The organism is Rhodococcus parequi (assembly GCF_046042785.1).
In the GTDB taxonomy this organism is placed as follows: Bacteria; Actinomycetota; Actinomycetes; order Mycobacteriales; family Mycobacteriaceae; genus Prescottella; species Prescottella parequi.
Genome location: NZ_JBDLNV010000003.1, coordinates 497,071 through 523,081, shown reverse-complemented (window position 1 = coordinate 523,081; position 26,011 = coordinate 497,071). Strand labels below are relative to the sequence as shown.

General features: G+C 70.1%; 9 protein-coding genes. 1 reads left to right on the top strand and 8 read right to left on the bottom strand.

Annotation, left to right across the window (positions count from 1 at the left end; all coding sequences use genetic code 11):
• The 4 genes from ABEU20_RS10620 to ABEU20_RS10605 form a co-directional block, all read right to left on the bottom strand.
• On the bottom strand, positions 1 to 921 hold the full coding sequence (locus ABEU20_RS10620) for a glycosyltransferase (RefSeq protein WP_420164371.1): 921 nt from the start codon (positions 919 to 921) through the stop codon (positions 1 to 3).
• Complete coding sequence (locus ABEU20_RS10615) at positions 918 to 19,568, bottom strand: non-ribosomal peptide synthase/polyketide synthase (RefSeq protein WP_420164370.1); 18,651 nt, start codon at positions 19,566 to 19,568, stop codon at positions 918 to 920. Before ABEU20_RS10615 ends, ABEU20_RS10620 begins: the two co-directional genes overlap by 4 nt.
• Positions 19,569 to 19,780: 212 nt before the next feature.
• A complete protein-coding gene (locus ABEU20_RS10610) occupies positions 19,781 to 21,574 on the bottom strand; it encodes an AMP-dependent synthetase/ligase (RefSeq protein WP_420164577.1) in 1,794 nt (597 codons plus the stop codon).
• Complete coding sequence (locus tag ABEU20_RS10605) at positions 21,567 to 22,076, bottom strand: MarR family winged helix-turn-helix transcriptional regulator (protein ID WP_420164369.1); 510 nt, start codon at positions 22,074 to 22,076, stop codon at positions 21,567 to 21,569. Before ABEU20_RS10605 ends, ABEU20_RS10610 begins: the two co-directional genes overlap by 8 nt.
• 103 nt (positions 22,077 to 22,179) lie before the next feature.
• Between ABEU20_RS10605 and ABEU20_RS10600 the strand changes: the two genes are divergently transcribed.
• A complete protein-coding gene (locus ABEU20_RS10600; RefSeq protein ID WP_420164368.1) occupies positions 22,180 to 22,452 on the top strand; it encodes a chorismate mutase family protein in 273 nt (90 codons plus the stop codon).
• 99 nt (positions 22,453 to 22,551) lie between these two features.
• Here the strand turns inward: ABEU20_RS10600 and ABEU20_RS10595 are convergent, their stop codons facing one another.
• Genes ABEU20_RS10595 through ABEU20_RS10580 form a run of 4 tightly spaced genes read right to left on the bottom strand, consistent with a single transcriptional unit; the run spans position 22,552 to position 25,930 of the window.
• Positions 22,552 to 23,256 carry a GntR family transcriptional regulator gene (locus tag ABEU20_RS10595; protein ID WP_420164367.1) on the bottom strand — a complete coding sequence of 235 codons (705 nt, stop codon included), beginning with the start codon at positions 23,254 to 23,256 and terminating at the stop codon, positions 22,552 to 22,554.
• Between the two features lie 20 nt (positions 23,257 to 23,276).
• Positions 23,277 to 24,092 carry an ABC transporter ATP-binding protein gene (locus ABEU20_RS10590; protein WP_420164366.1) on the bottom strand — a complete coding sequence of 272 codons (816 nt, stop codon included), beginning with the start codon at positions 24,090 to 24,092 and terminating at the stop codon, positions 23,277 to 23,279.
• Positions 24,093 to 24,129: 37 nt separating this feature from the next.
• The gene (locus ABEU20_RS10585; protein ID WP_420164365.1) at positions 24,130 to 24,948 is read right to left on the bottom strand and encodes an ABC transporter permease; all 819 of its coding nucleotides are present in this window, start codon (positions 24,946 to 24,948) and stop codon (positions 24,130 to 24,132) included.
• Positions 24,941 to 25,930, bottom strand: a complete 990-nt coding sequence (locus ABEU20_RS10580; RefSeq protein ID WP_420164364.1) for an ABC transporter substrate-binding protein — start codon at positions 25,928 to 25,930, stop codon at positions 24,941 to 24,943. The genes ABEU20_RS10585 and ABEU20_RS10580 overlap by 8 nt, the downstream gene beginning before the upstream one ends.
• Positions 25,931 to 26,011 lie beyond the last annotated feature (81 nt).

Here is a 26,011-nt window from a genome sequence, read left to right as displayed (position 1 = left end):
CTACAGGTACAGGTGGCGCTGCTCGATGCTGCCCCGGATTCGCCCGGTGACCGCACCGGCCACCCAGTACCACTGGCCGCGGCGCCCGGCCGGCCAGTTCCACGGCAGCGCCGGCAATCGGAACAGCAGCCACCCGAGGTAGCCGAGCAGAATCAGCGGATTGGAACCACGGGCGCCCTGGTCGGCGTACTGCTTCGCCAGCCGTGCCTCGGCCCTGTTGTACTCGACGGCCTGGTCGAACATCTGGCGGCGCGTCGTCCGATACCGATAGGCGACGAGCGCGTCCGGGTTGTAACCGAGCTCGTACCCGCGCAGCTGGGCCCGCCAGCAGAAGTCGACGTCGCTGCCGGCCGTCGGATACGTGTCGTCCCATCCGCCGATCTCGTCGAAGACCGAACGCCAGACGCCCAGGTTGCAACCGAAGGTGCTCGGGAGGAAATGCGCCATCAGCGGCAGCTTCTCCGGGGGCGGGAGCGCCCGCCATTGCGCGATCACGGGATCGTTGAGGGTGTCCCGTTCGAGCAGCCCACCGACGATGCCGTGGTCCTTGGCGGTGACGGTCATCGCCGTGAGCCATCCGGGGTGCACGGCGTCGTCCTGGTCGCAGTACGCCACGAACTCGTGCCGCGCCGCCTGGGTGCCGACGTTGCGCGCGTGCGACGTCCCCGCGACCGCACTCGAATCCACCCACCGCAGCCGCAGTCCGTCACGGAGCGGATGCTGCTCCACGTGGCTCCGAAGTGCCGGGCTACCCTGGTTGTCGCTGACGACCACCTCGAATTCGCCGTCGTAGTCCTGGCTTCCGAGTGCTTCGAGTTGAGTGTCGATCTCCGGCAGAGCGTCGTAGGCTGCAATCACCACCGACACCCCGGACGGCGTCCCGAACTCCCGCCCGGTCGGTCGAGTCCTCGATCCGCTCACCTGTGGCCCTCACCTTCGTCGAGTGTTCCGATCGGCGCCGACGTCTCCACGGTCACCGCCGCGAGCAGCGCGGTGAACCGACGAACGAAGCCGCGCGCGGTCGACTCGTCGAACAGCGCCGTCTGGTACAGCAGACCACCGGTCACGCCCATCGGCACGTCGGCGTCGTCGTAGTGGTCGTTCAGGCTGAACTCGAGCTCGTGCTTGGCCACCGCGGGCGGCACCGGATGCTGGGCGATGCTCAGTCCCGGGAAGTCCGCCGTCAGCCCGTCCGAGGCCCGCTGCAGGATCAGCGTGACCTGGAACAACGGGTTGTGTGCCGCATCGGGATCCAGACCCAACGCCTGCTCCAGGCGAGGATTCGACACGTCCGGGTGGGCGTACGCCCCGAGTGCCGCACGCCGCACCTCCGCGACGAGATCCACGAAGGTGCTCTCCTCGTCGACGACCACCCGCATCAGGACGTCGTCGGAGAAGTTGCCGACCACGTCGTCGAGTTCGGGCTCACCGCGCCCGGCGATCGAGGTCGCCACGGTCACGTCCTTCTCGTTCGCGAACCTGCTGACACACAGGGCGAACGCCGCCTGCAGGACCATGAACAGGCTCGCCCCGCACGCGCGGGCCACGGCCACCAGCGACGCGTGGGTGTCCGCGTCGACCTGGACCGGCACTGCCGCACCGGCCGTGGACCGGACCTCGGGCCGCGGCCGGTCGGTGGGCAGGTCCAGAACGTCCGGGCGGTCCGCGAGCGTGCGTGTCCAGTACCCGAGCTGACGGGTCGCCTCACTGTCCGGATCGTCGAAACCGCCGAGCAGGGCGTGCTTCCATACCGCGTAGTCGGCGTACTGCGCGGCAAGCGGGTCCCACTGCGGTTCGACCCCGAGGGCCCGTGCGGCGTAAGCGATCATCACGTCGCGGGTGAGAGGGCCCGTGCTGTAGCCGTCGGCCGAGATGTGGTGCACGACGACGGCCAGGACGTGATCGTCCTCGCCGATCCGGAACAGTCGCATGCGTAGCGGCAACTGCACCGTGACGTCGAAGTCGCTCCACAGGAACGCCGCCGTCGCGGCTTCCAGTTCACCCTCGTCCACGGCCACGACCTCCATCTCCGGGATCGCGTCGGCGGCCGGGACGATCACCTGGACCGGGCCGCTCTCGCTGTCGGGGTAGAGAGTGCGCAGCGCCTCGTGGCGCTCCACCAGATCCGCGGTCGCGGCCCGCAGGGTCTCGACGTCGACCGCGCCGCGCAACCGCAACGCGAACGGAATGTTCCACTCCCCGCCACGCGTGCGGCGGTTGGCGACCCAGATGCGTTCCTGCGCGGGCGCGAGCGGAATCCGGTCGGTCCGCGGCACCGCGGTCAGGCGCGGCCGGTCCAGGCCCGCGCGGCCGTCGACCCGCGCCGCGAGCGCCGCCACCGTGGACGTTTCGAAGAACTCGCGCACCGTCAGGTCCGTGCCGAACGCCTCGTTGAGCCGTGTCGTCGCGCGGGTCGCGAGCAGTGAGTTGCCGCCGACTTCGAAGAAGCTGTCGTCCAGCCCGATCCGGCCGGCTCCGGTCAGGTCCGCGAAGACACCCGCGACGATCTCCTCGGTCGCGGTGTCGGCTCCCCGGAAGTCCCGGGCGCCCACGAACTGCGGCGCCGGCAGCGCCCGGCGATCGAGCTTGCCGGTGCTGCCCAGCGGCAGCGCCTCGAGGAACACCACGACGGTCGGCACCATGTAACTCGGCACCCGCTCCGCGGCGACGTCCCGAACCTCCGCCTCGTTCGGCGACGCCCCCGTGTGCGGCACCGCGTACGCGACCAGGTGCTCGGCGCCGCTGCCGGTGCGATGCACCACGACGACCGCCCGATCGATGTCCGGGTGCGAGGAGATCGCGGCCTCGATCTCGCCGAGCTCGATCCGGTAGCCACGGAGCTTGACCTGGAAGTCGCTGCGCCCCAGATAGTCCAGCACCGCACCCGAACCGCGGGTCCGCCACCGCACGACGTCGCCGGTGCGGTACATCCGGGTCCCGGGCTCGCCGAACGGATCGGCCACGAAGCGGTCGGCGGTGAGATCGGGGCGTCCGGCGTACCCGCGGGCGAGCTGGGCACCGGCGAGGTACAGCTCGCCGGGCACCCCGACCGGCACCGGCCGCAGGCGTGCGTCCAGCACGTACACCCGTGTGTTCCATTCGGGGACACCGATCGGCACCGTCGCGGCGTCCTCCGGACCGCAGCGGTGGTGCGTCACGCTCACCGCGGCCTCGGTGGGTCCGTACAGGTTGAATACCGGCGCCGTACTGACGTCGGCGAAGCGGCGTACCAGATCGGTGGGCAGGGCCTCACCGATGCAGATCACCCGGCGCAGCGCCGGCATCGACTCGGCTCCGACCGACGCCACGAACGCGGTGAGCAGCGACGGCACGAAATGCGCTGTGGTGACGGAGTGCTCACGCATCAACCCGGCCAGGTACTCCGGGTCCTGTTCGCCGCCGGGACGCGCGACGACGAGTCGGGCACCCGCCGTCAGGGCCCACCAGAACTCCCACACCGACAGGTCGAACGTCGCGGCCGTGCGCAACAGCACCCCGTCGGTACTGTCGAGCCCGAACTGCGTCTGCTTCCACAGCAGCTGGTTGACGATAGCCGCGTGCGACACCGTGACGCCCTTGGGCCGCCCCGTCGATCCGGACGTGTAGATGACGTAGGCGGCGTTGTGCGGGTGCAGCGGCGCGCGACGTTCGACGTCGACGATCGGATGCGTCCCGTGCGCCGAGACGTCGAGGGTGTCGACATCCAGGCGCACCGCGCCGTCGGGTGTGGGCACCGCCACGTCACTGGTGGTCAGCACCACTGCCGGTGCCGCGGAGTCGAGCACGTACGTCGTGCGCTCGACGGGATGGTCGGGGTCGACCGGCACGTACACACCACCGGCCTTGGCGACCGCGTACATCGCCACGAGCAGATCCAGCGACCGGCGGATCGCCAGCGCCACTCTCGTCTCGGGGCCGACGCCCCTTCCGATCAGTTCCCGGGCGAGTGCGTTGGCGAGTCGGTCGAACTCGGCGTAGCCGATCTGCCGGCCGTCCACGATCACGGCGACCGCGTTCGGGGTGGCGTGCACCCGCTCGGCGAACATTTCCGGCAGCGTCGTCGACGGCACCTCCCGGCGGGTGTCGTTCCATTCGACGAGCACGGCGCGACGCTCCGCCTCGCCCTGCAGGTCGATGTCCCCGACCGCCACCCGCCGGTCGACGACGACGGCGCGCAGCAGTCGCTCGAACCGCGTCGCGAAGCGGGCGACCGTCTCGTCGTCGAACAGGTCCGCCGCATACGTGAAGGAGGCCGCGATCTCACCCGGTTCCCCGTCGGTGTCGTGGTGGTCGACGACCGTCAGGTGCAGGTCGAACTTCGCCGGCTCGAATCCGGCGTCGACGACGTCGATACCGAGTCCCGGCAACTCGAACGTGGTGCGGCCCAAATTCTGCAACGACAACGCCACCTGGAACAGGGGGTGCCGTGCCGTCGAACGCTCCGGCGCGAGTACCTCGACGATGCGTTCGAAGGGCACGTCGGCGTTCGCGAACGCCGTCAGGTCGGCGCGCCGGACCTGCTCGACGAGGTCCGCGAACGGGGCGTCGGGACGCACGTCGGCCCGCAGCGCGAGGGTGTTGACGAACATGCCGACCACCCCGTCGAGCGACTGCTCACCGCGACCGGCGACCGGCGCGCCGATCGTGATGTCCGCGGTGCCCGAGAGCCGGGCGAGCAGCGCCGCGAACGCCGCGTGGACCACCATGAACAGCGTTGCGCCCTGGCGCTTCCCGAGCCCCAGCAGCGCCCGATGCAGCGCCGCGTCGAGCGTGAACGCGTGTGTGCGGCCTCGGTACGACTGCGCCGCGGGCCGCGGACGGTCCACCGGCAGGTCCAGTTGATCCGGGAGCCCCGCGAGCGTGTCGACCCAGTACCCGATCTGGCGTGCGGCAGCGGACGTCGGGTCGTGTTCGTCGCCCAGCACCGCCCGTTGCCACAGGCTGTAGTCGGCGTACTGCACCGGCAAGGGCGACCACGTCGGCGCCAGGCCCTGCCGGCACGCTGCGTACGCCACCATCACGTCCCGGGCCAGCGGCGCGAGCGAGAAGCCGTCCGCCGAGATGTGATGCACCACGAGCACCAGCACGTGGTCCTGCTCGCCGAGACGGAGCAACGCCACCCGCAGCGGCACCGAGACCGTGACGTCGAATCCCGCTCCCGCGAGGGCAAGCACCCTGGGGAGCACGTCGTCGGCGGCGACGGACTCCGGCCGGAGCTCCGGAAGCACCTGCGCCGCAGGGACGATCACCTGGTGCGGCCCGCGGGCACTGTCCGGATAGATCGTCCGGAGCGCCTCGTGCCGCTCGATGGTCGCCGTGATCGCCGCGTGCAGTCCGGCCGCGTCGAGGTCGCCGGTCAGCCGCAGCGCCATCGGGATGTTCTCCGCGGCCGAGGTCGGGTCGAACCGGTTGAGGAACCACATCCGTTGCTGCGCGGGCGAGAGCGGGATGCGCTCGGGCCGCTCGAGCGACCCGAGAACCGGCGCGCCGGAGGTGGCCGACGACTCCGCCCGGACCGCCAACGCCGCCGCCGTCGGATTCTCGAACAGTTCGCGGATCCCGAGCGCGGCGCCGAGCGCCGCATTGACCCGGGCCACCAGGCGGGTCGCGAGCAGCGAGTTGCCGCCGATGTCGAAGAAGCTGTCGTCCACCGAGACCCGGGCGAGCCCGAGCAGGTCCGCGAACACCGCGGCGATCCGTTCCTCGATCGGATTCGACGCGCCACGGAACTCGCGCGTGGAGACGAAGTCCGGCACGGGCAGTGCCCGGCGGTCCAGCTTGCCCCCCGCGGTGACCGGCAGGCGGTCCAGCACCACGATCTGGGTCGGCACCATGTAACCGGGCAGGAACGTGCCCAGCCCGTCCCGCAGATCCTGCGGGTCGATCGATGCCTCGCGTTCGGGCACGACATAGCCCACCAGGTGGTCGCCGGTGCGGGCGTCGCTGTGCATCACGGCGACGGACTGCGCGACGTCGGGGCCGCTCGTGAGCGCGGCCTCGATCTCGCCCAGTTCGATGCGCAGCCCGCGCAGCTGCACCTGGGTGTCGGTGCGACCGACGAAGTCCAGTCGCCCGTCCCGGTTCCGGCGGACGAGATCACCGGTGCGGTACATGCGCCGGCCCTCGGCGGTCGCGACGAAACGCGACGCCGTCAGTGCCCGCCGGTGGTGGTAGCCGCGGGCCAGACCCGGGCCCGACAGGTACAGCTCCCCGACCACGCCGAGCGGAACCGGACGCAACCGGGCGTCGAGGATCGTCGCCCCGGCGCCCGGGAGTGGAGTGCCGATCGTGATCCGCTCACCGGCGGTGAGCGGCTCGGTCATCGTGATGATGATCGTGGTCTCGGTGGGGCCGTAGCTGTTGAAGAATCTGCGGCCCGGCGCGAATCGCTCGACGAGTTCCGGCGGGCACACGTCACCGCCGACGATCACCGACTCGAGGGAATCCAGTTCGGTCGCCTCCACCGTGCCCAGAGCAGCCGGCGCGGTGAGGATGTGGGTGACCCGCTGATCCCGGATCACCTCGGCGAGTTCGTGCCCACCGACCACCGACGGCGGCACGACCACGAGCGTGGCACCCGCGCTGAACCCCACGAGCATCTCGAACACCGAGGCGTCGAAGCTCGACGACGAGAACCGCAGGACCCGCGACTGCCGCGTGACGGCCAACTCGGTGCGCGCGTCCGCGCAGAAGGAGGCCAGTCCGGTGTGTTCGACCACCACGCCCTTGGGCAGGCCGGTCGAGCCCGACGTGTAGATCATGTACGCGGCGCCGGTGGGGACGATCGGACCGCCGCGCTCGGCGTCGGTGACCGCTGCGGCCGACTGCGCCGCGCACGCGTGCTCGACGTCGGGGGCGTCGACGACGAGCCAACGCGCCGAATCCGGCAGCCCCGCCGCCACTTCGGCACACGTCAGTCCCACCGCGGCGCCCGAGTCGGTCAGCATGTGCGCGATCCGGTCGGACGGATGGGCGGGATCGACGGGCACGAACGCGGCCCCGGTCTTGACGACCGCCCACATCGCGACGATCGACGCAGCCGAGCGCGGGAACGACAGCGCCACGAACATCTCACGGCGGACGCCGGCATCCAGCAGGACGCGGGCCAGGCGGTTCGATCGGTCGTCGAGCTCGCCGTAGGTGAGCGCGGTCGCTCCGGCGCGGACCGCGATCGCCCGCGGGTCCACGGCGGCCCCGTCCGCGAGGATCTGCGCCATCGTCCGCACCGGCACCGGAACCTGCCCCGGTGCGGCGAGCGCGGCCCGATCCCGCGCATCGAGCAGGTCGAGGTCACCGACCGCCTGCTCGGGGTCGGCGGCGATCTGTTCGAGCACCCTGACCAGTCGATCAGCCATCGTGGTGGCCGTGTCCCGATCGAACAGATCCGTGGCGTACGTGAGTGATCCGAGGAGATCGGTGTCCGCCGAGGGCCGGAAGGTGAACTCGACGTCGACCTTGGCGACGTCGGCGCCCGGATCCTCGACGGCGACGGTCACCTCCGGGAGCGCGAGCACCGCCGCACCCTGATTCTGCAGCGACAACGCGACCTGGAACAGGGGCGAGTAAGCCTGGGACCGCGGCGGATCGACAGCCTCGACGACTCGCTCGAAGGGAATGTCCGCGTGCGCGAACGCGGCCAGGTCGACCGCCCGCGCCTGGGCGAGCACAGCTGCGAAGGAGTGCGCCGGGTCGACCTCGGTGCGCAGCACCAGGGTGCCCGCGAACATGCCGACGAGGTCGTCGAGCGCCCGTTCACCGCGCCCGGCGATCGGGGTACCGACCGCGACGTCGGTGGTCGATCCGAGCCTCGCGAGCAGGACCGCCAGACCCGCGTGCAGGACCATGAACAACGTGGACCCGGTCCGCGCGGCGAGCTCCTCGAGTCGCCGGGCGAGGATTCGATCGACCGCGAAGTCGACGCGGGCAGCGTGATACGACGCCACCGCCGGACGGGACCGGTCGGTGGGCAACTCGAGCACCGCCGGCGCCCCGGCCAGCTGCTCGCGCCAGTAGCCGAGTTGCTGCGCGGCGATCGACCGGGGGTCGGCCTCGTCGCCCAGCACGCGGCGCTGCCACAGCGCGAAGTCCGCATACTGCACCGCGAGCGGCGTCCAGGACGGCTCCTCCGAGCGGGCCCGGTGGGTGTAGGCGAGCATGACGTCCCGCGCGAGCGGCAGCATCGATGCGCCGTCCGCACTGATGTGATGGACCACCAGCACCAGGACGAAGTCACCGTCGGCGGTCCGGAACAGCTTGCCGCGCACCGGTACCGACGCGGTGACGTCGAATCCACCGGACACGACACCGGCCACGGCGCGGCGCAGTTCCTGCTCCCCCGTCACCGTGACGGGTGCGAGATCGAGGCCGACGCGCTCGGCCGGCACGATCACCTGGTGCGGGCCGTCCTCCGACTGCGGGAAGACCGTGCGCAGGGATTCGTGGCGGTCGAGCACGTCCCGCACCGCGGCCTGCAACGCCGCGACGTCGAGTGCCCCGGTCAGCCGCACCACGAGCGGAATGTTGTATGCGGGGGACGACGTGTCGAACTGGTTGAGGAACCACATGCGCTGCTGCGCGAGCGACAGCGGCACCTCCTGGGGGCGAGGCCCCGCGGCCAGTACGGGGCGGGCGTCCTCCCGGGCCGCTCGATCGACCCGGGCCGCGAGCGTCTCGACGGTCGTCGCCTCGAAGAGATCGCGCACTCCGATCCTGATGCCGCGCAGCGTGTTCACGCGGGCGACGACGCGGGTGGCACTGAGCGAGTTCCCGCCGAGATCGAAGAAGTCGTCCTGTGCGCCGACACCGACGATGTCGAGGACGTCCGCGAAGACCTCCGCCACGATCGACTCGGTCCGAGTGCGCGGCTGCACGAATTCACGGGTCGGGAACACCGGTTCGGGCAACGCCCGCGTGTCCACCTTCCCGGACGGGGTGAGGGGGATCGTGTCGACGACCGTGACGACCGACGGGACCATGTACTCGGGCAGTCGGCCGCGCGCGTGCACCGCGAGCGCACGGGTGTCCACCACCGCGCCGGGCGCCGGCACCACGTACGAGACGAGGGCGTCGGCCCCGCCACCGCGGTACCCGACGGTGATCGCCTGGTCCACGGAGGAGTCCGAGGCCAGCACCGCGTCCACTTCCCGCAGTTCGATGCGATGGCCGCGGACCTTGACCTGGAAATCCGTCCGGCCCAGATATTCGAGTCCGCCGGACGCGGTCCACCGGACGAGGTCGCCGGTGCGGTACATCCGGGCGCCGTCGCCCGCGAAGGGGTCGGCGACGAACCGCTCCGCGGTGAGCGCCGCCCGACGGTGGTATCCGCGCGCCAGGCCCTGCCCGGCCACGTACAGCTCACCGGCCACGCCGACGGGGACCGGATGCAGGCGCCCGTCGAGCACCATCACCCCGGTGCCCCGGACCGGACGTCCGATCAGGACCGGCTCACCGACGGCCATGGGGCCGTGATGCGTTGCCATGACCGTCGATTCGGTCGGCCCGTAGGCGTTGAACATCTTCCGTCCGGGCGCCCACCGGCGCACGAGCGCGTCGTCACACGCGTCGCCGCCCACGACGACCACACCGATCCGGTCCAGCCCCTCGGGATCGACGGTCGCGAGCGCACCCGGCGTCACGAAGGCGTGTGTGACACGGTGCGTGCGCAGCACGTCGGCCAGTTCGTCGCCGCCGTAGACACCGACGGGGACCACCACCATCGCCGCCCGTCCCCCGACCGCCAGGAACAGCTCCAGGATCGAGGCGTCGAAGCTCGGCGACGCGAAATGCAGTGTGCGCGAGCCGGGAACCACACCGTAGTGATCCCGCTGCTCGGCCACGAAGGCCGCGAGGCCGACGTGAGTGACCACGACGCCCTTCGGTAGACCTGTCGAACCCGACGTGTAGATCGCGTACGCGGGGTGCTCGGGTCGCAGCGGCACGATCCGCTCGGCGTCGACGATCGGGTCCGACGAGAAGCGCTCGACGTCCGCCGACGCGTCCGCGCCGTCGAGGACCAGCCAGTCCACCGACCCGGGCAGCGTGTCGACGGCCGAGCCGACCGTGACTCCGATCCGGACGCCCGAATCGTCGAGCATGTGCGCGATCCGCGCGGGCGGATACGCCGGATCGACCGGGAGGAAGGCGGCACCCGTGCGCGCGACCGCCCACAGCGCGACCACCGACTCGATCGATCGTGACAGCGACACCGCGACGAACGACTCCGGCCCCACGCCGCGGCCGATCAGCACGCGGGCCAGCCGGTTGGACCGCGCGTCGAGCTCCCCGTAGGACACCACGACGTCGCCGTACAGGAGGGCATCGGCAGCCGGATCCGCGGCGGCGTCGGCGAGCAGATCCGGCAGCAACCGGACCGGCACCGGCGCGACCGGAGCGCCCGTGAGCGTTGCGCGCTCCTCGACGCCGAGGAGCTCGAGGTCACCGACCGGACGTTCCGGATCCGCGACCGCTTCGGCGACGAGTCGCACGAAGCGGCGCAGGAGAGCCTCCACGGTCGACCGGTCGAACAGGTCGCACGCGTAGGTGAACGCGACGGTCGCACCGTCGGCCGCACCGTCGGTGTCCACGCGCTCGGTCACGTCGACCTGGAGATCGAACTTGGCGATTCCGAAATCCGTGTCGAGTGCCGCAATCTCGAGGCCCGGCAGTTGGATCGACCGCGGCCGCGGCCCCTCGAGGGACAGCACCACCTGGAACAGTGGATGGTGTGCGGTGGACCGTGCCGGGCTGATGACCTCCACCAGTTGCTCGAACGGGACGTCGGCGTGGGCGTAGGCCGCGATGTCCGTGCCCCGCACACGATCGAGAAGATCGACGAAGGATTCGGCCGCATCCACCGAGGTCCGCAGCACCAGGGTGTTGACGAACATGCCCACGAGCCCGTCGAGCGCCGCCTCTCCGCGCCCTGCCACCGGCGTACCGACCGTGATGTCGTCGCTACCGGAGGCGCGCGCCAGCAGCACCGCGAGTGCCGTGTGCAGCACCATGAACGGCGTGGCCCGCGCGCGTCGGGCGAGCGCGGACATCGCGTCGTACGTGGCAGCGTCGATCACAGTCTCGACGGTGCGGCCACGGAACGTCGGCGCGGCCGGACGGACGCGGTCGGCGGGCAACTCGAGCAGCTCCGGCACACCGGCCAGCTCGGCCGACCAGTACGAGATCTGTCGCCCCGCGGCCGAGTGCGGGTCGTCGTCCGCGCCCAGTACGTCCCGCTTCCACAGCGCGTAGTCCGCGTAGTGCACGGGCAGCGGGGTCCACGCCGGCGCCGCGCCGCTCGCCCGGGCCGAATACGCCTGCACCAGATCGGAAGCCAGCAGCGGGATGGACCAACCGTCGATGCTGATGTGGTGCACGACGACGACCAGGACATGACTGTCGGCACTTTCCCGAAGCAGCGTCAGCTCGATCGGGATCTCGGCGGTGACGTCGAAGCCGGACGCCACGGCGGACCGGATACGGTCGGCGACATCCGTCGCCGCGCCGTCGTCCAACTCGTCGAGAGCCAGTTCGTCGAGCGCCTCGTCGGTCGACAGCACCCACTGGTACGGGCCGTCGGCCGAATCCGGATACACGGTGCGCAGCGGTTCGTGGCGCTCGAGGATGTCGCGCACCGCCGCGACCAGCGCCGCCGAGTCCAGGTCTCCCGTCATCCGCAGCGCCATGGCGACGTTGTAGGCGGCCGACTCCGGATCGAACCGATTGAGGAACCACATGCGGGACTGGGCCGGCGACAACGGGACCCGCGTCGGACGCTCGACAGGCACGAGTGCCGGAACCACCCGGCCGTCACGGCGGGCCGCATCGACGACCACGGCCAACTCCGCCACGGTCGGTGCCTCGAAGAGTTCCCGCACGCCGACCTGCACATCGAACGCCTCGTTGACCCGCGCGAGGAGTCGCATCGCGGTCAGTGAATTGCCACCGAGGACGAAGAACCCGTCCCCCGCGCCCACCGCTGCGGCGTCGAGATCGAGGATGTCGGCGAAGATGGACGCGAGCGTGTACTCGGTGGGCGTGATCGGCGCGGTGTACTCGCCGGTCCGTCCGAACTCCGGATCCGGCAACGCCCTCCGGTCGAGCTTGCCGTTCACCGTGACGGGCAACGCATCGAGGACGATCAGTGCCGACGGGACCATGTACCGGGGCAGGACGAGGGCCAGCGCGCCGAGCAGATCGGTCTCCGACCGGTCCGCACCCTCGTCCGCGACGACGTAGCCGACCAGGTACTCCCCCGCGACCTGGTGACGGCGCAACACCACCACGGCCTGTGCGACCCCGCGCTGCGCGAGCAGCGCAGTCTCGATCTCTCCCAGTTCGATGCGTTGTCCGCGCAGCTTCACCTGGAAGTCACTGCGGCCGAGGTACTCCAGCTCGCCGGCCTCGGTCCACCGGACGACGTCGCCGGTGCGGTACATCCGGCTGCCCGGACCGCCGAACGGGGCGGCGACGAACCGGTCGGCGGTGAGGTCGGGCCGGCCGACGTAGCCGCGCGCCAGCTGGACGCCGGCGAGGTACAGCTCCCCGGCAACCCCCACCGGCACGGGGCGGAGCCGTGAATCCAGCACGTACAGTTCGGTGTTCCACACCGGAGCGCCGATCGGCACCGTCCGCGAGCCCGGCACGGTGCGGTGGTACGTCACGTCCACCGACGCCTCGGTCGGGCCGTACAGGTTGTGCACTTCGACAGCACACCGCTCGTGTACGCGGTCCACGGTGTTCGCGGGCAGCGCCTCACCGCTGGTGAAGATCCTGCGCAGCGACGTGCACCGCTCGATCGCCGCGCCGGCCACGTACGCGTCGAGCATCGACGGGACGAAGTGGATCGTCGTGACGCCGTGGTCCCGGATCGCCCGCTCGAGATACTGCGGGTTCCGATGGCCGTCCGGTTCCGCGATCACGAGATGAGCGCCGACCTGCAGCGGCCAGAACAACTCCCACACCGAGACGTCGAACGTCACCGGGGTCTTCTGCAGCACCACATCGGCCGTGTCCAGCGGGTACGCGTGCTGCATCCACTGCAGCCGATTGACGATCCCGGCATGCGGTACCGCTACGCCCTTGGGGCGGCCCGTGGAACCGGAGGTGAAGATGACGTAGGCGATGTCGGACGACCGCCGCGGGCCGGGTAGTTCTGCGGCGGTGAGCGGTGACGAGTCGAGGTCGTCGACCGGGATCGCGTCGACGACCACCCCGACACCGTCGGGGAGCGCATCGAGTCCACGCGCATCCGTGAGCACCAGAACAGGATCCGCCTGCCCCAGTACGTCGCCGATGCGTTCGCCCGGCTGCTCCGGGTCGATCGGGACGTAGGCGCCCCCGGTGGTGACGACTGCGTACACCGCGACCAGCAGGTCGAGCGAGCGCGTCATCGCGATCCCGACCGCCGACCCGGGGCCGACCCCGGAGCGCAGGAGGTACCGCGCCACCCGGTTGACCCGGGCGTCGAAGTCGGCGTACGACAACGTGACGTTGCCGAACGACACCGCGGACGCGTCGGGCGTCCGGGCGACCTGTTCGGCGAACAGGTCTGCGAGCGTCGACTCCGGCACAGCGTGCGTCGTCGCGTTCCACGTCTCGAGCACGAGGACGCGTTCGGCCGGCGCCAGAACCTCGACGTCGACCACCCGCACGGCGGAATCGGCCACGACAGCCTCGAGAATCCGCCCCAGCCGCTGCGCGAGTGCCGTCGCGGTCGGCGCCTCGAACCGGGAGGGTTGGTACCGCAGTGTGATCCGGACGCCGGGATCGAGCAGCGTCATGAGTGTGATCGGGTAGTGCGTGGCGTCGGCACCGCTGAGTCGACGCACGCGCATCCCGCCGATGTCGGTGTGCTCGTCGAGTCCCGCACGTTCCACGGGATACGACTCGAAGACCGTGAGGGTGTCGAACAGGTCGCCGATGCCGACCGCGGCCTGGATGTCCGCCAACCCCACGTGGTGGTGGTCGAGAAGTGCGGACTGCGCGGCCTGCAACCGCGGCAGCAGTTCCGCGACGGTGTCGTCGGCGCCGAGCGTCACCCGCACCGGGACGGTGTTGATGAACAGACCCACCATGTCCTCGGCACCGGGCAACTGCGGTGGCCGACCCGACACGGTCGCGCCGAAGACCACGTCGTCCCGGGAGGTCATGCGGGAGAGCAGGATTGCCCAGGCCGCCTGGATCACCGTGTTGACGGTGACGCCGGATGCCCGAGCGAGCCGTTCGAGGCCCGCGACGAGTGGCGCGGGGAGGGGGACGTCGATCTCGACCGGTTGTGCCGGCACCGTGCCGCCGTCGGTCGGCGGGGCCAGCAGCGTCGGTTCGGTGATGCCGGCGAGGGCGCCCTTCCACGCCGCGGTCGACTGCGCGACATCTCGCTCGGACAGCCAGGACAGGAAGTCGCGGTACGGGCGCGGCGCCGGCAGCCCGATCGCGTCCCCGGAGGCGTATCGCACCAACAGCTCCCGCACCAGCAGCGGCATCGACCACCCGTCGAGCACGATGTGGTGGTTGGTCAGCGCCAGCACGTACCGATCCGTCGAGATCCGGATCACGAGCCCGCGCAGCAGCGGCGGTCGGTCCATCTCGAACCGCGCCCGCCGTTCCTCGTCGAGGACCCGCTGCACCTCGCCGTCGACCTCCGCCGCCGGCAGCGACGTCAGATCCAGCTCGCGCCACGGCACCGGGGCGGCGTCGACGACCACCTGGACGGGAATCCCGTCGTCGTACACGAAAGCGGTCCGCAGGCTCGCGTGGCGATCGACCAGACCCGTCACCGCCGAGCGCAGCCTCTCCGCGTCCACCGCACCGGCCAGGTCCATCCGGATCTGCGCGGTGTAGACGTCCAGGTCGCCTTCGACCATTCGCGCGTGGAACAGCAGACCCGCCTGCAGCGGAGACAGCGACCACACGTCGCGCATGCCGGGGAAACGGTGGCGCAGCCGATCGAGCCCGTCCTGGGTCGCCGAGACCAGCGGGACGTCCGACGGCGTCAGGCCACCCGCACCGGGCAGCGCCGCATGGGCAGCGAGGCCCTCGAGCGCGCGGCGCCACAGATCTGCCAGTTCCGCGACCTCGGCGTCGCCGAGCACTCCTGTCGGGTAGGCGAACGTCGCGGTCAGGTGCGGCCCGTCGGGACCGTCGACGACCATCGCGTTGATGTCGATCGCCGCGCCGACCGCCATCGCCGATCCGCTGCGGGCCACCAGGTCCGGGGCGGACGGGTCCGGGAGCCAGCCGAAGTCGCCGTCGGCCGCCGGTCCCGCGGCGAGCCGTCCGAGATAGTTGAAGCTGATCTGCGGGCGGCGGAGCGCGGCGAGTTCGTCGCGGGTGGCGGGATCGAGATGCCGGAGCACACCGAAACCGATGCCGCGGCTCGGCACGGCGATCGACTGCTCCTTGATCGCCTTGATCACCGCGCCCGCATCCGGGCCGCCGGTGAACGCGTCACCGAGGTCGACGTCCGGGAGCGTCAGACGGACGGGGAAGACGCTGGTGAACCAGCCGACCGTGCGGGCGAGGTCCGCACCCGGCGCGGCATCCTCCTCACGTCCGTGACCTTCCAGGGTCAGCAGGACCGAGCGCTCCGGAACCCCCTGCTCGTGACGCCAGTGCACCATCGCCATCGTCAACGCCGCCAACAGTCCGTCGTTGACACCGCACCCGTACACGTCGGGAAGGCGATTGAGGACCGTCTCGGTGACGACCGCTCCGACATCGATGCGGACGCGCGCCGACGCGGCGACGAGATCCACACCGGGGTCGAGGGGCCGCGAGCCGACCAGTGGATCGGTGCCGGACAGGCATTCCCGCCAGCGATCGAGCTCGTCGCGGTAGCGGCCGCCGGGTCCCGACTCGTGCAACGCGTGCGACCAGCGCCGGAACGACGTTCCGACGGGCGGAAGCTCCACCGTCTCCCCCGCGCACGCCTGCAGCCACGCCGACGCCAGGTCCGGAAGCAGGATGCGCCACGAGACGCCGTCCACGACGAGGTGGTGCGCGACGACGAGCAGCCGTGCCCCGCGGTCCCCGGCGTCGAGCCAGACCACTGCGAGCATCACGCCGGCTTCCGGGTCCAGGCGCCGTGCGGCACGGTCGCATTCGGCGATCACGACGTCGTCGAAGGCGGGGGTGCCGGGGGCGACGTCGACAGCCACCCTGGTGACGAGAGCCTCCGGATCGATCACACCGGGGGCGTCCACCATCAGGACCCGTTCGCCGTGAGCGGTACCGGACAGACGCGAGCGGAGCACGTCGTGCCGGTCCACGACCGCGCCGACGGTCCGCGCGAGGAGCGTCTCTCCGAGACCCTCGGGCGCGGTGACGAGCACGGATTGGTGGAAGTCGGAAAAGTCCCCACGACCGATCATCTCGTGCATCACGGGGGACAGTTCGACGGCGCCGACGCCGCCACCCGGAAGTTCCTCGAGCGCAGACGCGGGACCGTCGAGGGTCGTCACGACGCGCGCGATCTCGGCGACGGTCTTGTGTTCGAACACCTCACGCGCGGTGAGACTCCAACCGGCCGCGCGCGCCCGCGAGACGATCTGCATGGCGATGATGCTGTCGCCGCCGAGCGCGAACAACGAGTCGTGCACGCCGACTCGCTCGACGCCGAGGGCCTCGGCGACCATCGTCGCGAGCAGCTCCTCCACGGGCGTCGTGGGCGGCGCGTACTCTGCTGTCGCCGAGTGGAACTCGGGAACCGGAAGCGCGCGGCGATCGAGTTTTCCGGCGGCGGTGACGGGCACGTGATCGAGGCGGACCACGGCCGCGGGCACCATGTGCGCGGGCACGATGCGGGCGACACCCGCGGTGAGCACGGAGGCGTCGAAGTCGACCCCGGCGTCCATCCGCACGTACGACACGAGCACCGGCCCCGCCGCCCGCTGGTGCGCGACCGTGGCGGCGAAGTTCACGCCGGTCTGCGCCAGCAGCGCGGCGTCGATCTCGCCCAGCTCGATACGGAAGCCGCGGATCTTGACCTGGAAGTCGGAACGCCCGACGTAGTCGAGCTGATGGTCGGCCGTCCACCGAACCTCGTCACCGGTGCGGTACATGCGCGTACCGGGCGACCCGAAGGGGTCGGCGACGAACCGGTCGGCAGTCAGCGCGCTGCGCCGGTGGTAGCCGCGCGCCAGCCCGACGCCGGTGAGATAGAGCTCGCCCACGACACCGACCGGGACGGGACGCAGTTTGCGATCGAGCACGAGGGCCCCCGCGCCCTGGATCGGTCTGCCGATCGGAATGGCGTCGCCGGGACCGAGTGGATCGCCGGTCGTGATCACGATCGTCGTCTCGGTCGGGCCGTAGCTGTTGGTGAAGCGGCACACGGACCCGAACCGCTCGACGAGATCCGGCGTGCACACGTCGCCGCCGACGACAACGGCCTCGAGATCCACGAGGCCCTCGGGGTCGACCGTGTTCATCAGGGTCGGTGCCGAGATGATGTGCGAGACACGCTCTGCTCGAAGCAGTTCCACCAGCTCGATGCCGCCGTGGACATCGGCGGGCGCCACGACCATGGTCGCACCGGCACTGAATGCGGAGATCATCTCGAAAACCGAGGCATCGAAACTCGCCGACGAGAAGCGCAGGACACGCGCCGTCGGCCCGACGCCCAGTTCCGGCCTGGCCTCGGACGCGAACGCCGACAGGCCGGCATGGGTCACCAGGACGCCCTTGGGCACCCCGGTGGAGCCCGACGTGTAGATCATGTAGGCGGCGTGCGCGATCCTGGTGGGCGCCGCCCGGTCCGCGTCCGTGACGGCGTCGGGCGAGAAGGACTCGACGGCAACGGAAGTCGCATCGTCGTCGACGACGATCCAGTCGGTGCCCTCGGGGAGTTCCGGACGTTCGGCGACGCACGTGAGCCCGATTCCGGCGCCGGAGTCCTCGAGCATGTGCACGATCCGGTCATCCGGGAGTCGCGGGTCGACCGGCACGAACGCGGCACCGGTCTTGGCGACCGCCCACACTGCGATGAGCGCCTCCGCCGATCTCGGCATCGCGATCGCGACGAACGTCTCGGGGCCCGCGCCCCGTGCGATGAGCAGCCGCGCCATCCGATTCGACGTCGCGTCGAGTTCTCGATACGTCATGTCGCCGGACTCCGACGCGACGGCCACGTTGTCGGGGTGACGGTCGGCTCCGAGCCGCAGGAGGTCCGGCAGCAACTGCGGCGCCGGCGCGGCCGGGCCGCGCAGCGGGACGAGCGCGGCGCGCTCGTCGGCATGCACGACGTCGACCTCGCCCACCGCCGAGGCCGCCGATTCGGCGAAGGCCGTGAGGAATTCGAGGAAACGCTCGTGGTGCGCGGTGAGATCACCGGGGCTGTACAGGTGGGGGTTTGCCTCGAAGTCGATGTGGGCACCGGCCCCCGCCGCTGCCGGGTAGATGTTGACGGACAGGTCTTCCACCGGTCCGGTGGTGAGCACGTGGAGTCGGCCGGTATCAGGTCCGAGCCGGACCGCGTCGTGGAACATCATGACGTTCACGGCCGGGCCGAAGAAGCCTCGCCGGCCCCCGCCGGCCCCCGCGTCCCGTCGCATGTCCTCGTGTCGGTAGCGCTGATGCCGCAGGACGCCGGTCAGTTCGACCTGGACCCGGCGCGACAGTTCGGCGCACGTGACGCCACCGCCGGTGTCGAGGCGGATCGGGACGACGTTCGAGACCATGCCCCCCGAACGTCGCAGCTTCGCAGTGGTCCGCGCCGTCACGGGCAGGCTGAGGACGACGTCGTCCTCACCGGTCAACCGGGACAGGAATGCACCGACCGCGGCGATCACGACCGCGGCGAAGGTGATCCCGTCGTGCGAGTCGAGCAGCCGCCGGATGGCCGACTCGGCTTCGGCCGGCAACGGTCCCGTGGCGCGCAGGGAATGGGGGCCGACGTCCGCGGAGCGCCCGGCGAGGCTGATCGGGTGCGGCAGGTCTCGCGTCCGCTCGGCCCAGTACCGCCGATCCGTCTCGAACCGCGTGGAGGTCCGATAGCGTGCCTCGTCCTCGCTGATTTCGCGGAGGCCACTGGGTTTCCAGTCCGCAAGTGTCTCGCCGACGACCGCCGCGGTGTAGCGAGCGGCGGTCCGGTTCACGAACGTCATGGCGCCGAAGCCGTCGAGCGCGATGTGGTGGATGCGGTTGTACCAGTAGTAATGCGAGTCGGCGATCCGCAGGGTCGCGAACTCGAACAGCCTGTCGGACAGCAGATCGGTGGGCGTGCTGTATTCGCGCCGCATCCAATCCTGTGCCGCGGCGGCGGGGTCGGCCTCGCCACGGAAGTCCAGGTGCGTGGTGCGGGTGTTGATCGAATGGTCGATCTGCTGGAAGGGCTCACCGTCGATCTCGACGATCCGGAACATGCCGGTGCCCAACTCGCGCGCACTGTCTACCGCGGCCGCCGAGAGCACATGAACATCGAGGTCACCGGCGATCTCGATGTACTGGGCGATCGCGATCGGGACCGATTCGATCAGGTGCTGAGCGAACCAGATTCCGCGTTGCGCCGCGGAGAGGGCAAGCACGCCCGCGTCGGCGATCGATCCGCTACCCGTTACATCCGATTCTGCGGACACGAAGCCTGCAGAAACACGTTCCGACGCCAACCCCAACTACCCTTCACGTCAACCTAGCGACACAACACAGGCGACCGAAGTGGTGATTCTTCTCCCATGCCGGACGTGACGATAGCGCGTCAGGAGGGCGTGCTCGGTGCGAATCTGACGGACTGGGCGAATTGCAGCAATTGGAACGCGTTTCCCCGGCTACGCTGGGCCGTCGGGGCTCGTCAGCGTCCTCGATAGATCGAGGCGATCTCGTCGGCGAAGCGATCGGAGACGACGTTCCTCTTGATCTTGAGCGTGGCAGTGAGTTCTCCGGATTCCTCCGTGAGATCCCGCGGGAGGACCGCGAACCGCTTGATCGCCTCCGCGTGTGACACGGTCGTGTTCGCGTCGTCCACCACGGACTGCAGGGCGCTGCGGAGATCGGGGTCGTCGGCGAGGTCCGCGACGGAGGCCGAAGCAGGCTTGCCGTTCGTCTCCTTCCAGTTCTCGAACGGTTCGGGATCGAGGGTGAGCAGTGCCCCGATGAAGGGCCTGCCGTCGCCCACGACCACGGCCTGCGAGATCAGCGCGTTCGAACGGAGCCGATCCTCGAGCGGTCCGGGCGAGACGTTCTTCCCCCCTGCCGTCACCAGCAGGTCCTTCTTGCGTCCGGTGAGGGTCAGATAGCCGTCGGCGTCCAGCTCGCCGAGGTCCCCCGTTCGCATCCAGCCGTCGTCGAAGGCGTCCGCGGTCGCCTCCTCGTTGCCCCAGTACCCGCCGAAGACGACACCTCCCGCGAGTTCGATCTCGCCGTCCGACGCGATGCGCACCGAGTTGCCGCTCAAGGGCCGGCCGACCGTTCCGATCTTCTGCTCGCCCGGCACGTTGACGCAGTGCGCCGCCGTCGACTCGGTGAGTCCGTATCCCTCGAAGATCGGAATGCCCGCGCCGCGGAAGAAGTGTCCGAGCCGCGGCATGAGCGCGCCTCCGCCGGAGATCGCCCACCAGCACTCGTTCCCCATGGCGGCGCGCAGCTTTCGGAAGACGAGACGATCTGCGATCGCATGACGAGCCTTCAGGACGAACGACGGACCACCGGCGTCGAGGGATTCGCTGTACTCGATGGCCGTGGACTCCGCGAACGCGAATACCGCCCGCGGGATCGGACCGCCCTTCGACGCGGCGTGCGCGGCGCTGTCCCGTACCTTCTCGAAAACCCGCGGCACGCCCAGGATGACGTTGGGCCGGAACCTCTGGAACTGTTCGGCGACGGTGCCGAAGTTCGACCAGTGCGCCTGGATTCCGCCGGCTTCGAACATCGCCAGCGACACCGCACGGGCGAGGACGTGCGCGAGGGGAAGGAAGGTGAGCATGCGGTTCCCCGGCCGCGCCACCTCGCCGATCGACGCGACGAGGATTCCGCGCACCTCGGACAGGAAGTTGCGGTGCGTGAGGATGCACCCCTTGGGCCGACCCGTCGTTCCCGAGGTGTAGACGAGCGAAGCGAGGTCGTCGGCGCTCACCCCGGCGATACGCTGCCGCACGATGTCGTCGGCGAGGCCCGCACCCTCCGCGATCAGCTTCTCGACCGCCCGGTCCTCGATCTGCAGCACTCGGGTGAGTTCCGGTCCGGCGTCCGCGAAGCCCGCGGCGTGACGAGCCCGCTCGACGATCGCCAGAACCGCCCCGGAGTCCTCCACGATCCACCCGACCTGCTCGGGCGAGGAGGAGTCGTAGATCGGCACGGACACCGCCCCGGCGGCCCAGATGGCGAAGTCGAACAGGGTCCACTCGAACCGGGTGGCCGAGAGCAGCACGACACGATCGCCCGGCTGCACACCGGAAGCCACCAGGCCCTTCGCGACACCGGTGACGAGGTCTGCGAACTCGGTTGCGGTGACGTCGACCCACTCGTCGCCGATCGGCCGGGAGAACAGCACGCGCTGCGGGCTGCGGCGCGCATGTTCGTAAACGGTGTGGACGATCGATTCCTCTGCTCCGATGGTGAATCGAGCTTCGGCGCCGTACTCACGCATGTACGTCATCTCCATCTCCGTGGAAGGCCTCGGAAAGCTGCGGCGGCGTCTGCGCAGTGCGGAACCGCCGCAGGATGTTCGCGAACTGGGAAATTTCGTTGGGCGACCAGCCGTCGACTCGGGCACGGACCTCGTCCAGGCGCCTACGGTCCGCGGCCGCGAGCACCGCGGTGCCCTGATCGGTCAGGTGCAGCGGGTAGCCGGTCCGGAGCGGGCCGACCTCGGAGCGCACCCACCCCGAGTCCAGGCACCCGCGCAATTGCCGCGAAACGGTCGAACGGTTGACGCCGAACGCGTCGGACATGTCGGTGGCGCGACAACCCGGGTTGCGCGCGACGAACGAGAGCACCGAATGCTGAGCGAACGACGGACCGCCCTGGGACTCGCGCCCGCCCGCGACCAATTCGCGTGCCAATTGGACCAGTTCGGCGTGCACTGCCGCCACGTGGTCGACCGTTCTTTCGTGTTGCACAGTGCAACTGTACGCCGACGGTCGCGCCATGCAGCGGCGGTGTACCGGACGTAACGTATAGACCGCTGCCGCGACTAATAATCAGACAGCGTCGCAGCGGCGGCCCTGCGCGCACGAGACCGAAGGAGACGATGTGTCCGTACAGACCGAATCGTTCGCCGTCCACGCCACCGGGTCCTCCGGAGAAGCCGACACGGCCATGCTCGACCGGCTCGAGCAGGAGATCCTCGACCTGGACGCCCTGATCCTGGAGGCGGTGCAGCGACGCAGCGAGCTGGCGCGCAGCCTCGCCCCGGCGGTGGCGGCCGCGCCTTCCGAGACTTCTTCCCAGTTCGACGACCTGGGCCCGGACGGGTCCGCATTCGACCGACTGCTGATGCGTCTGGCGGCCCCGGGACGCCAGTAGGAAACGTCCCGATCACACCGCGAGCCGCCTCCACACCCGTGACTTCCGTCACGCCGGTGGAGGCGGCTCGGTCGTTGTCCGGGTAGATCCCGTCGGCGATCAGCGCCGACCGTGGAGCGCGTGCGCGGTGATGGCCCCGACCGCCCGTTGTTCGACGACGTCCAGCGAGTCGCCCACGTGCGCATGCAGCGACGCGAGCGCCCCGGCCAGCTCCCCGTCCAGAATCTGCTCGACGATCCCCAGATGCTCGGTCACCGTCGCGTCCACCCGCTCCGGCGTCCGGTAGTCGTACATCCGCACCAGACGGATCTGGCTGTTCACGGTCGCGAGGGCGCGCGTCAGCGCCGGATTGCCCGCCGCCGTGGACAGATCCAGGTGGAACTGCTGGTCCAGTAGGACGATGTCGGGTGACGGCTCCGGCGGGTCCGCCTTCAGTTCCAGCCAACGCCGGCGAACCGATTCGAGCAACGGCCGGTCGAAGCGGAGTTCGGAGTTCGCGGGTTCCTCCAGATGGCGGGCGATGCCCCGCAACTCCAGCGTCACCCGTAGCTCGTACAGGTCCCGGATGCTGTCGAGGTCGGGGAACATGGGGTAGTACCCGTCGTCGCGGCGCGTGACGATCCCGTCTGAGTGCAGCCGAACGAGCGCCTCGCGCAGCGGTGTCCGCGACACCCCGAGCGCCTCGCACAGGCGTCCCTCGACGAGTCGCGCATGGGCGGGTAGCCGGCCGCTCATCACCTGCTCGCGCAGCTCCCGGTACACCCTCTCCCCCAGGCCGATGGCGGATTGTCCGGCGGTGGTCATGTCTCGGCCTCCCTCTCGCGTCAGTGGATCGATTCGTGCACCATCGCCGCGATGCGACGTTCGAGATCATTGAACGCCACCGATGTGACGTCGCGGTCGTCGCCCAGATCGATGTCGACGACGTCCCGGATGTGCCCGGGTACGCCGTGCGAGGCGCCGCCGGTCATCACCACCACCCGATCCGACAGATACACCGCCTCCTCGATGCTGTGCGTGACGAAGATGACCGTGGTTCCCTCCGACCGCTGGATCCGTGCCAGTTCGTGTTGCAGCGTGGTGCGGGTCAACGCGTCGAGGGCGCCGAACGGCTCGTCCATGAGCATGACGGCCGGGTTGTTCGCGAGCACGCGCGCGATCGCCACCCGTTGCTGCATACCGCCCGAGAGCTGGTGCGGGTACTGGTCGGCGAATCGTTCGAGCTGCACGGCGCGGATGTACTTGTCCGCCTGGGCGTTCGCCTCCGCGCGGCGGCGTCCGCACTGCCGGGGGCCGTAGGCCACGTTCTCGCGCACCGACATCCACGGGAACAGCCCGTAGTCCTGGAACACGACGCCGCGGTCGGGACCCGGCCCGGCGACCGGGGTACCGCCCACCAGGAGCTCTCCCCCGCTGTGCGATTCGAAGCCGGCGAGCATCCGGAGCAGGGTGCTCTTGCCGCAGCCGCTCGCGCCCACCAGGCACACGAACTCACCGGATTCGATGGTGAGGTCGACGCCTGCGAGCGCCTGCACCGCACCGGGCCCGTCGCCGTACTGCTTGGCGAGATCGCGGACGACGATGTCGGCGGCCTTCGTCGCGGGAGCATTCGTTCCGGCATCCGCTACTGCGTACGACATGGTGAGGATCCTTTCGTCGTGGGAATCATGCTGCGGGTCAGGACAGCCCGGGACGTCCGCGGGTCGCGACCCGCAGGATCCACCCCATGAAGCGGTCGGTGGCGAAGCCGGCGAGTCCGATGAAGACCATGCCCGCGATGATGAGGTCGGTGCGGCTCATGTCGCGAGCCTGGGTGATCATGGCGCCCAGACCGGTCGAGATGCCCACGGTCTCACCGACGACGAGCACGACCCAGGAGAGACCCAGGGCGATCCGCAGACCACTCGTGATGCTCTGCATCGCACTGGGAATCACGACCTTGTAGAGCGTCTTCGCCTTGGGCGTGCCGAGCATCGCGGCCGCCTCGAGCAGGCGGGGCGGCACCTGTGCCACGCCGACCGTCGTGTTGAGCAGGATCGGGAAGAACGCGGCGACGAAGATGAGGAAGATCGTCGAGCGGTCGCCGTAGCCGATGATGAGCAGCGTCAGGGGCGCCCACGCCGTGACCGGAATGGGGCGCACCAGGTTGACCGTCGTCTCGAGCGCCCGGCGCACCGGACCGAACCGACCCATCAGTACACCCAGCGGGATCGCGAGGACGGCCGCGAGCAGGAATCCGTTGAGGACCCGCAGGGTACTGGCGGCGAGGTGGCGCCACAGCGATCCGCTGTAGGCGTCGTCGTGGACGCCGCCGACCGCGACATCCCACATCCGGCCCGCCACCTCGCCGGGCGGTGGCAGGAAACGCATCTGGACGCCGAGCGGAAGTGTCCATCCGAAACGGACTCCGAGGCTCCAGAACCCGGCGAGCAGGACGAGCGCGGGCAGGCCGTAGAGCACGGCGGCCTTCTTCTTCACGGTGGTTGCGTCAGGCATCTGCGGACTCCTTCAGGAACGAGTCGTCGACGAACTCGTCGAGGTCGGGTGCGACCGGGATCTGCCCGAGCGCAACCATCTGACGGACCAGCGCCGCCACCTGGCCGCGGTAGTCGGCCGACAGATCCGATCGCGGCCAGATGTTCGTGATCGCGGTCGCCGCGACGTCGGGGTTCAGTCCGAACTCCTCCACGACGCCCCGGTGCCATGCGTCGCGATCACCGTCCATGAACTCGGCTGTCCGGACGTGGGTGTCGACGATCGACTGCACCAGTTCGGGTTTCGCATCGATGGTCCGCTGCGTGGTGGCCAGACCGATGTTGACGCGGCCCACCGCCGTGTCGTACGGCGAGACGAGACTGTGCGCGCCCGCCTCGATCGCGGTCGCCGGTCCGAGTTCCGCGGACGCGAACGCCGAGATCTGGCCGGTGGCGAGGGCGTTGGCCATGTCCGAGAACGGAAGGTTGACCAGCTGGACGTCACGCGCCGGGTCGAGTCCCAACTGCGCGAGCGTCAGCCGCAGCAGGATCTCCTGCGACGACCCGAGCGGGAACCCGACCTTCCGTCCGCGCAGATCGTCGACCGACTCGATACCGGGTGCCGCGACGATACCCGTACCGCCGTCGGCAGCCGACGCGACGAGTCGAACATCCTGTCCCGCAGCAGATCCGGCGAGGAAGGCGGGGACCCCGGCGACACCGAAGTCGATGGCACCGCTGACCAGCGCGTTCTTGATGTCCGGCGAGCTGTCGAAGACGACCACGTCGACCGCGGTCCCCACCGGGACGAACCGCTCGTAGAAGAACGGATGGAACAGATGGGGCTGCCCCCGCAGCGTCCCGATCTTGACGACCGCGGCTCGATCGCCGCCGCCGGCAGGCCGGGCCGCGAAGGTCGAATCGATGTTGCTGCACGCCGTCGTGAACAGCACCGCTATCGCGGCGGCGACGATGGCGAACCACCGGGGTGGACGAAGGGGCATGCGGGCCTCCTGGGGTAGAGCTTTCGAAATGCACTGCAGCGAGCCGGTATACGACGCTGTATCCGCTCACGAATACTGTCG

Coding starts and splice junctions, on each gene's coding strand:
- ABEU20_RS10610 (WP_420164577.1), bottom strand. CDS start 21,574: ATGCGTGAGTACGGCGCCGAAGCTCGATTCACCATCGGAGCAGAGGAA.
- ABEU20_RS10605 (WP_420164369.1), bottom strand. CDS start 22,076: ATGGCGCGACCGTCGGCGTACAGTTGCACTGTGCAACACGAAAGAACG.
- ABEU20_RS10595 (WP_420164367.1), bottom strand. CDS start 23,256: ATGACCACCGCCGGACAATCCGCCATCGGCCTGGGGGAGAGGGTGTAC.
- ABEU20_RS10590 (WP_420164366.1), bottom strand. CDS start 24,092: ATGTCGTACGCAGTAGCGGATGCCGGAACGAATGCTCCCGCGACGAAG.
- ABEU20_RS10585 (WP_420164365.1), bottom strand. CDS start 24,948: ATGCCTGACGCAACCACCGTGAAGAAGAAGGCCGCCGTGCTCTACGGC.
- ABEU20_RS10580 (WP_420164364.1), bottom strand. CDS start 25,930: ATGCCCCTTCGTCCACCCCGGTGGTTCGCCATCGTCGCCGCCGCGATA.